Below are 8,654 nucleotides of genomic sequence, written 5' to 3'. Positions count from 1 at the left end.
TACAATTCAGGACAGATAAGAAATTTGGGAACTGAGATTAAAACCTACTAAATAAGCATTTACAAAATTATAAAGACAGACTCAAAAAACCAGAGATCCACTCTCTGATCCTTGATAAACATCAAGATCAAAACTTAACCATTTTCCTTTTTTTAAAAAAGATGGTACAACATGCATACCTTTTAAGGACTCAAGATCAAAAAATTGAGAAGTTTTAACCGGACCACCTTGATCTAACCAGTGTTCAGGAAGCTCATCTACACATACTTTAGCAGAAAAATATACTTCTACCTTATGTACATTATACTTTTTATCAAAAAAATCTGAAACATATACAATTTGATTTGGTTTAACGTCAAGGCCAGTTTCTTCCTTTACTTCTCTTACCATGCAATCTGGAAGTATTTCACTTGGTTCTAAGTGTCCACCAGGTGTATGCCAAATTTTATAATCATTCGTAACAAGTAATAGTTGTCTGTTTTTTACTATTAGCGCCCTAGCTGTTACTTTCAAAGTATAGTCTTTCATCTTATCATGTTTATTTGTATAATTTAAATACTAGATACCTATTAAATCCATTTAAATCAGTTAAACAAATTCATAATATACCTTTAGGAAACTACATTACAATTATATCAGATTTTTTTAAAGTTTATTATAAATATTAAAAATATAATCTATATATCAGGTACAAGTTATCATGTAAAAACTAGATAAGTCATGGATATCAACTTATTAATCATAATAGTATTCTTAGTAATTACATTGGTAATAGGGTTATATTCTAGTAAATCAGTTACTACATTCAAACACTATGCAGTAGGCAATAAACAAATGCCTACAGTTGTTCTAACCGCTTCGTTAATAGCTACTGTTTATGGAGGTGGTTTTCTAACAACCAGGCTAAATGCTTACTATTATAATGGTTTATATACGTTAGTTAGGGATTTAGTATTCCCAATAGGTTTTTACTTAATCGCTCGATTTCTTATCGTAAGAATGAAACCCTTTATAGGGCACTTTTCTATAGCTGAGTCCATGGGAATGCTATACGGCCAAACCATTCGAATTATAACGGCTTTCTTTGGAATCCTTATGGCGATTGCTATAGTTTCCATTCAGTTTAAAGTTGGTCTTAGTATATCTCATATCATATTTCCAGATGTAGAAAACATATCTATTCTATGGGCAATAATTCTATATTTAATTGTTATTACTTATTCTTCTTTTGGAGGGGCTAAACCTGTAGCGTTTACAGATGTATGTCAATTTTTATTATTTTTTGTTTGTTTTCCCGTAGTCATTTTTATACTTCTATATCATACCAATGATCCGTGGTACAATTGTAAAACATTGATAAAAATACCGAAGTTTAATCCAATAGAGGTTTTTACATGGAATAATATTTTGCATACGATTACATCTTACGCTGTTTTGCTTTTATTTCCTATGAATCCAGCTCTTATTCAACGTATTTATATGTCTTCTTCCCTACAACAGGCATCTAAAGTATTTTGCAATACTTCTGTCATACGTATCATTTTTTCATTACTTGCCTGTTCCGTTGCAATAATGCTGCATATAGGTGGGCATATCCCAACACAAGGACAAAATGTACTAGACTATATTATACATCTCGACTATGTCCCTGGTATTAAAGGATTGCTGATATCAACTATTATTGCTTTATTAATGTCCACTGCTGATTCTGACTTACATGTCGCATCTGTTTTATGTACCAATGATTTGTTTCCATTTTTATTGAAGAAATTTTCTGTATTTCGTACACCTTCTCTTAAAATAGCACGTATTACTGCTCTAACTATAGGTATACTTAGCATATTTATTGCATTTTATGCAACCAGCATTCTTCAACTGTTGAACAAATCTGCTCTGTTTTATACTACTGTTATTACCGTTCCGTTTATTTTACCTTGTTTTGGTTTTAAGCCTCGTACTTCCAATGTTTTATACAGTATGGGAATTAGTATCACACTAATCTCTTACATTATATTTGTAAAGCAAAAAGTTATAGAACAAAGTGATATATTTAAATTCGTTTTAATTAGCACTTTTTTATTGTTTTTTTTACATTATATTCTACCTAAAAAACCTAATACAGGATGGATAGGTATTACAAATTACAGTCCTGTATTACTACAAAATCAAGAGACCAAACGGTGGTGGTTAATAAAAATAAAATATATAAAATCTGCTTTCACAATAGCTTATTGGTCTGACATTTTTCCTAAAAAAACTTATACTTTTATTTCGTTCGGTATTTATCTAATTATATATAATTCTATATCTCTATTGTACATAGAAAAAAAGTATATAGATTGGTATATCTACTGGTACATAGGTGCCATGTCTATAGGAACAATTATAATCCTATATCCTGCGATTGATATTTGTAAGAAAAAAGATAATCCTATTTTCCATGGATTATGGCCAATATTGTTATTATTGGTCCTTTTTATTTACGGCATTACATATATCAAATTAAGCCATTTTTCACCTATTTCTTCTGCATTATTTATAGTAAATCTAGGTATAAGTAGTTTATTATTGCCATGTACCATAATAATAGTAATGCTATCTATAGCATTACAAATACATAGATGGATACCGATTGATGTAGTCATTGTAAATTGGAAAGAATCGATAACTACAGAAACCATGATAGGATTAACTATCCTACTTGCTTGCCTAGTTTATAGATATATAACTAACAAATCTAATAAGAAATTAGAAACTATAGCGTTAACTAGAATCTATGATCAACAGTATATAATAGATTCTATACATAACCAAGAAAACTGGAAACGATTAGATCCTACTTATAGCGGAGAAGTGCTGCTAGACATAGCTGACGAAATGGGCACCTATTCCGAAGACCTACCTATAGAGAAACATCAGAAACAGTTATATGTCTTTAGACAATCCTTACTAAAAAGAGCTAAGGAAGAACGTACGTATATGTTAGATTCAAAATCTATCCATAAAGTTAACATAGAGAATTTGATCCTAAAATCTTATGAAACTGTCAAGAAACTAGATATACCTATACAATTGCTTTTAACGAAAAAAACAAAAGAAAAATATTTGTTAACCGACCCAACTATCTTTGATAGATTATTGACTATAAATTTTTTAAACCTATGCCAGAGTAAATATACTATAGATCATACAGTTTATTTAACTATTTCAGATACATTGTTATCTTATCCTTTCCCTGAGCCTAACAAGTTATCCATACATAGTACTCACGAGAAGCAATTAAAATCCCCCATATTATCTTCACTCGCTTTTTATATATCTACAGATACAGATAAGCCAAATATATCTCCTACTTATGTAGTTACGGATAATATTAATTCATGCTTTGTACCTAAAACTATCAATAATCTATATCAAGAAGAAAGTAGACAAATGGTACAAGCTCATGGAGGATATATAGAAACTATAGAAACAGAAACCGGTTTAACCTGTTTATATATATTACCTATTGATGGTAAAAAAGTTATGCAGTTTAAACGATATCATACCGATGACTTATCTAATAAGGTAGTAGAAACTGATGCAAGTTTATCTCAAGAAAAAGAGCTCATTAAGCTACTTGTAAGTAAAACAACATTAACTGAGCAAAAGGTAAAAGAAACCATTCATTTTATTAAGAAAGCACATGGCAATGTTATACGTAAGTCAGGTGATCCTTATTATACGCACCCTATGGGAGTAGCTAAGATTGTATTAGAGGCTACAACTCATTCTGACACCATTTTGGCTGCTCTATTGCATGATGTAGTAGAGGATACAATGGTTACATTAGAGCAAATAGAACTACTATATGGAATGGAAGTTGCTTACATAGTAGATATGCTTACGCATTATAATACTTATGGGTTGAGATGGAAATTAGATCACTCAGATAATCAAAGTATATTGAATCAGTGTAAGGACATCCGTGTTGTTCAGATAAAACTGGCCGATAGCCTGCACAATCTAAGAACTATAGACGCACGAAAGCTAACAGACCAAAAAAGAATAGCCAAAGACACTATGAAGTTTTATATTCCGTGGTCTAAAAAAAATAATGTTTTAACTTGGTTATCAGAAATGGAAAATATATGTAATAAGATTTTAAATACCAATCCTACATAAAACAATTGGAAAAATCCTGACGTGAACAGAAACAATTTTTTTACTTTATAGTTCAACTCGGATATGTGTCGTTATTTCTTAACTTTATAAAAAGTAAAAATTGATATATAATTATAATTATCTTTTAAATCTATTGATATACTGATCGAATGAGTAAGGAGAACAAGGATAAAGAAAATATATTAGATAAGCCTCATGATCAGGTATTTAAAAATACCTTTTGTAATAAAGAGGCAATGCTAGATTTTTTATCAGCCAACCTTCCTTCTGATCTACTTTCTAGAATAGATCAAGCATCATTAGAGTTAACCAATAAAAGCTTTGTAGATCCAGTTGGGAGAAGAGGAGAATCTGATTTAGTATTCAAAACCAATATAAATGGTAATTCTGGTTACCTATATTTGTTAGCCGAACATCAGTCTACAGAAGATCCTTATATGTGTCTAAGGTTTTTGGAATATAACGTTCAATTGTTGAGACAACATTTAAAAGAGAAAGGGAATGTACCTCTTCCAGTTATACTAAACATCTGCATATATAATGGTAAGAATACATATAAAGGTTCCAATAGTTTATTGTCTATGTTTTCAGATCCTGATCTAGCAAAATCGTATATGTTTAATAGTTTTCATTTAGTTGATTTATATAGTACGTCTGAAGATGAACTGCTTAGCTATAAAAAAGCTGCTTTTGCAGCCATGGTTCTAAAGCAAGGTATCTATCGAGATTTTACGCAATGGTTTTCTGATCGTATCAGTTTAATTGTAGAATTTCTAGAAAAAGATTATATTAGCTACGCGGATGCAGTATTTTTATATATGTTGAAGGTAGATGATAATCCAAATTTACTGGAAACAATAAAAAACTCTAACCCAAAATTAAAGAATATAGCCATGTCTGTAGCTGAAAGATTAATACAAGAAGGAGAACAAAAAGGTAGACAACAGGGTAGACAACAGGGTAGACAAGAAGGTAGACAAGAAGGTAGACAAGAAGGTAGACAAGAAGGTAGACAAGAAGGTATCCGAATAGGGGAAGAAAAGGGTAAGCTAAAAATAGCTAAAACTATGCTTTCAAAAGGCTATTCTATGGAAGACATTACGCTCCTTACAGGTTTATATCCTTCTGATATTAAGGTGTAGTAGTTGAGATTTAATCTGACAATTGTTAAATTGTGTTGATATAAATAGCGACTATTATTATGAACTTACATTCAAAAAATAATAACCTAAACTAGGTTATTAGATCTAGCCAAAACGTTGGGTAATATCTCATCAGCGTTGTAAAGCATGGGTTATAGTAGAGATAGCTATTACCGCTTTTAAATCCTTGTATGAAAACAGGCGGTCAGAGGCGGTTACATCGAGATAAAGCCGCAGGAAGCCGATCATGGCCTAATAGAGTAGATCCTAGTTAAAAAAAAGCTAGTAGTAGATATGGCGATAGATTACCAGCCTATGCGTCAACTTAGGTAATCCAATGAGTTAAATCAGGCAAGGTAACTGGTCTCTCCAGGCGGTGTCGTCTATCTTGGTACGACTAATGATATTAAAATTAATATAAAAAAACGTCTTAAAGCAATTAGAAAGCCGAAAATGGCCTCAAGATGGTTCTTGTTTTAACTAATCCAGCTAGCGCATTAGAAAAAACGTAAGAATGAACAAGAAGCATTGGAAAATAGATACAGAAACACCCTGGTTATTTAGGCTGTCAGAGATACTATTATGTTTGGTAACTTTAAAGGATAGTAAGCGTTTATACCCCAGTGTATTTATTAGATAGCTATTCTCGAGTAGCTAATGCAAAACTCTATTACTGATAAAAACAGCTTTGGACAGGCTGCTGATATGTTAAATGATAGAGTACTGCCTTGGTATCAAGAACAGAAAGCATACCCTCTTGCGGCATTCTAACAGATAGAGCACTGGAGTATAAAAGGCAAAATAGAGCATCATGCCTCTTGAGTTGTTTTTAAAGCATAGAAAGGATAGAACATACTGTTACTAAAGCCTATTCACCGCAAAACCAACCGGCTTCTGCTGAACGGTTTAACAAAACAATGAAACAGGGAATTCTTTGATAAGCTATGCGTTTTAAAAAAATCTATACCATGAAACCGGATGATTTGCAAGAGGATTTAGATAACTGGTTTACCACGACTATAATCATAGAGCGACCCATCTGGAAAGTAACTGTTACGGAAAAACACCTATACAAACTTGGCCAAGATAGCAAAAACAGTCTTTTGAAAAAAAATAATCAAATCTCGTCATCTTAAAAGAATACCTGACAAACTAAACTTAACTGACATGAATACATTCTAAATTTTTATTTGTTAGGATTAAATTCTCAACTAACTACACATAGATATACTGCGACGGCTTTTCTTACGCGTCATGATCTACTGAATAAGGATAACTTACCTAAATATATATGATATCCCTAGGTCTATTTATACAATAGACCGAATATAAGACTCAGATAAACCAGTAACACGTATAATCTTATCTACTGAATCTCCTTCTTTAAGCATAGCCTTGGCTATAGAAAGAGCTTTCTCTTTTTCGCCCTCTTTTCTACCTTTTTCTTCACCTTCTTGTCTATATTTTTCCACTGTATTGGCTTCTATGAGTAACCATTTCAAGTGATCCTCATAAGCCATTCTTTCTTCATCGGTAAAGTTTAACGTATCTAAAACATGTAAGGCCTTTTTAAGGCTGGGGATTGCTAAGGGACCAGGTAAGTTATCCTTATTCAGTAGATCATGACGCGTAAGAAAAGCGGTCCAAATATCTAGAGAGGTTTTTATTTTTTCCAATAAACTGGTCAGATTCTCATCTGGATCTTTACTGAACTTGGTTAACTCTATTGTATGCAATTCTAAATCATGAAAATAAGCTATACCACTCTCTTTTTCTGTAATACGAAAGACGTTATGATACTTTTTTATTATCTGCTATAGAAATAAAGTTAAGGATATGAATACCTATTGCTTTATTCAGTTTAGAATAACCTTGAGAAACCTTTAATTGATCTGTATATAACTTAGCCCAATAATATAAAGCGCGTTTATCATAATCTGCTTCATCTGTGATTTGGATCTCTATATTAAAACCTCTTTCCAGTTTCACTTATGGCTTTAATATCTAAAATAGATAGTTTGTCGCTTCTAAAATTTTTAGGGTTATAAGGATTTAATAACGTAACATCTACTACCTGATCTGCTGGAGAGACCGTAGCGTTTATCAACTCAATAAGCAAATCTTTATTTTCTTCTACCCCAAATATTTTCTTGAAGGCTAAATCTACTTTTGGAGTAATTTTTTCCATAAAATATTTTATCCATTTGTCGTAAATTAGAGCTATATAAGCTATTTGTACCCTACAATATACAGAATTTTTTTCTCTTACTTTTTCAGTACAATATGGTTTATGAATAAGCTTTAATATTTGATCAATTGTTTTGTCTTATAAAACGGTCCTTTTTTAAGACAACCTAAATACCCACCTAAAATACTCCATAAACTATATCATATTCCGATCTCAAAAAACAAAATATCATAAACTTATAGTTTTTAATATTTTTGAGACAAACCAAAAATATAGGTGAAATTAAGAACAGGTTAGAAATAACAAAAAAATTATATAATATGAAAATGAATGCAATAACATAAAATGTTGAATATTTGGTATAAACTAGATCAAACCAAATTAGTTTAGATTAGATTAGGTTAGTTTAGTTTAGATTAAACTTTTCAGCCTCCGATCGTAAAGATCTCAAAAGATATTTTGAACAAAGTTTCCTTCTAGATATATCTCCATTAAAATAATGGAATAATTTTTCTAATAAATCTGACATTTCTTTTGTAAAAGGTATAGTAATCTCTTTAACATGCTTATTAACTAATCCACTAGGGATCGTACCTTCTGCTTGACTAATTATATTATTACCTTTTTCTGTTATACTAGGAACAACTCTATTTTTTTTAAAACTAGACATAAGACTCTATCTCTTTTTTTAGGCTTAATATTTCAATTTTTGATTTTGAATCATTTGTTTCTATAACTCCTAATCCTTCAGAAGAAGCTACTTTATAGACCTTTCTATTATAAATCCTAACTTTAGAGGGAGAAAACACATGTAAATAATCCTTAAAAAATATTTCCGCATCATTAATAGATTGATCTAAGTAATGAACAGAACAATTGTTTAGTATGTAAAAAGTTTTACGGTGATTATTTTGTAATTGCGTATCCTCTAATAAAGAAGAAAGATCTTCTATGACCTCAATATCATTTTGAGAAGGTATAAATGGAACATATACAATATCAGAAATTAATAAAGCTGTTCTCAAGCTCCTACTGTCACTTCCCTGTACATCTATTATTACAACATCATAATTTTTAGAGTATTCAACAGTTGAACTTCTTAAATCATCTACCTGAATAGAAGAAAATATCTGAGGTTTGTTTGCATGATATTCATTACG

The 8,654-nt window shown here is 31.0% G+C and carries 4 protein-coding genes and 2 pseudogenes; 3 read left to right on the top strand and 3 right to left on the bottom strand.

Annotation, left to right across the window (positions count from 1 at the left end; genetic code table 11):
* Nucleotides 1–81 precede the first annotated feature (81 nt).
* Nucleotides 82–528 carry an NUDIX domain-containing protein gene (locus ACRRVD_RS04285; RefSeq protein WP_432461879.1) on the bottom strand — a complete coding sequence of 149 codons (447 nt, stop codon included), beginning with the start codon at nucleotides 526–528 and terminating at the stop codon, nucleotides 82–84.
* Nucleotides 529–720: 192 nt separating this feature from the next.
* Between ACRRVD_RS04285 and ACRRVD_RS04280 the strand changes: the two genes are divergently transcribed.
* The 3 genes and pseudogenes from ACRRVD_RS04280 to ACRRVD_RS04270 all read left to right on the top strand — a co-directional run bounded on the left by ACRRVD_RS04280 (nucleotide 721) and on the right by ACRRVD_RS04270 (nucleotide 6,488).
* Nucleotides 721–4,164, top strand: a complete 3,444-nt coding sequence (locus tag ACRRVD_RS04280; protein WP_432461878.1) for a sodium:solute symporter family protein — start codon at nucleotides 721–723, stop codon at nucleotides 4,162–4,164.
* Nucleotides 4,165–4,313: 149 nt separating this feature from the next.
* Nucleotides 4,314–5,306 (top strand): Rpn family recombination-promoting nuclease/putative transposase, encoded by a 993-nt coding sequence (locus tag ACRRVD_RS04275; protein WP_432461877.1) that lies wholly within the window; start codon nucleotides 4,314–4,316, stop codon nucleotides 5,304–5,306.
* Nucleotides 5,307–5,423: 117 nt separating this feature from the next.
* A pseudogene (locus ACRRVD_RS04270) lies at nucleotides 5,424–6,488 on the top strand (integrase core domain-containing protein).
* Between the two features lie 128 nt (nucleotides 6,489–6,616).
* Here the strand turns inward: ACRRVD_RS04270 and ACRRVD_RS04265 are convergent.
* Together ACRRVD_RS04265 and ACRRVD_RS04260 are read right to left on the bottom strand one after the other, a co-directional pair.
* Nucleotides 6,617–7,494 (bottom strand): annotated as a pseudogene (locus ACRRVD_RS04265) (Rpn family recombination-promoting nuclease/putative transposase).
* Between the two features lie 662 nt (nucleotides 7,495–8,156).
* On the bottom strand, nucleotides 8,157–8,654 hold a 498-nt coding region (locus ACRRVD_RS04260), incomplete at its 5' end, for a ParA family protein (RefSeq protein ID WP_432461876.1).

This window comes from Candidatus Cardinium hertigii, from assembly GCF_050864915.1.
Taxonomy (GTDB): domain Bacteria; phylum Bacteroidota; class Bacteroidia; order Cytophagales; family Amoebophilaceae; genus Cardinium; species Cardinium hertigii_D.
This window is presented reverse-complemented; position numbering and strand designations above follow the sequence as displayed.